The sequence below is a fragment of the Rhodobium orientis genome, from assembly GCF_003258835.1.
GTDB lineage: Bacteria > Pseudomonadota > Alphaproteobacteria > Rhizobiales > Rhodobiaceae > Rhodobium > Rhodobium orientis.
The window spans coordinates 1-1037 of record NZ_NPEV01000116.1; the positions used below are offsets into that span (position 1 = coordinate 1).

Below are 1037 nucleotides of genomic sequence, written 5' to 3' on the forward strand. Positions count from 1 at the left end.
TAAAACAAGAAGGTAGATCACCCGGCGGATCGACCCGCCGGGGGCCGACGCCGTGACGGCGGCGGGAAAGCCGGACGGACTGCGAGAGGATTTTCAGGAGAAAGCGGGGAGAGGCACCAAACGGCGCAAGCCGGTCGCCAAACCGTTCTCCATCCGCCTGAGCGACGATGAGCGGAAGATGCTGCTGCGGGAAGCCGGCAAGGTGTCACTCGCCTCGCATATCCGGCGGAAGCTCTTCGGCGAGACAGCATCGCCGCGACGGGGAAAGCGCCCCTCGCGGAAGCAGCAGCGTCCGAGCACGGACAAGGCCCTTCTCGCCCAGGTTCTGGCTGCGTTGGGTCGGTCGGAGCTCGCGCGCAGTCTCCAGGACATAGCGAAGGCCGCAAGGATGGGGGCCCTGCCGGTGACGCCGGAGCTGGTCGACGAGCTTCATTGCGCCTGTGCTGAAATCCGGACCATGCGCGATGCGCTGATGGAAGCGCTCGGGATCAGGCCGGACGATGGTCAATGATCCTCGTCGGCAATCAGCGCGGCGGCGGGAAGCAACTCGCCCTGCATCTCCTGAAGGAGGAAAATGACCATGTTCAGGTTTACGAACTTCGCGGTTTCCTCGCACAGGATTTGGGCGGCGCCCTGAACGAAGCCTACGCGGTCAGTCGTGGCACACGGTGCAAGCAGTATCTCTTTTCGCTTTCCCTCAATCCTCCGCCCTCGGCGGTCGTCGGGACGGCGGATTTCGAAGCGGCAATCGCGCGGATCGAAAACGAACTTGGCCTCGATGGCCAGCCGCGGGCGATTGTCTTTCATGAGAAGGAAGGGCGTCGTCATGGCCATGCGGTGTGGAGCCGCATCAAGACCCACGACATGAAGGCCATTCAGCTTTCCTATACCAAGAAGACTCTCATGGGGATGGCACGGGAGCTTTTTCTTGAACACGGTTGGACAATGCCGCGTGGCCTTGCCCAAAGCGAGGCTCGCGACCCCCGTAACTTTTCGCTCGCCGAATGGCAACAGGCGAAGCGCCAGGGCAAAGACCC

General features: G+C 62.6%; 2 protein-coding genes. Both read left to right on the plus strand.

All coding sequences use genetic code 11. The features are described 5' to 3' along the window. Positions 1 to 52 precede the first annotated feature (52 nt). Positions 53 to 511, plus strand: coding sequence for a hypothetical protein (locus CH339_RS23605; protein WP_111436864.1), 459 nt, complete (start codon positions 53 to 55; stop codon positions 509 to 511). Next, the coding region (locus tag CH339_RS23610) for a relaxase/mobilization nuclease domain-containing protein (RefSeq protein ID WP_420825926.1) at positions 508 to 1037 on the plus strand (530 nt) is incomplete at its 3' end. The genes CH339_RS23605 and CH339_RS23610, both read left to right, overlap by 4 nt.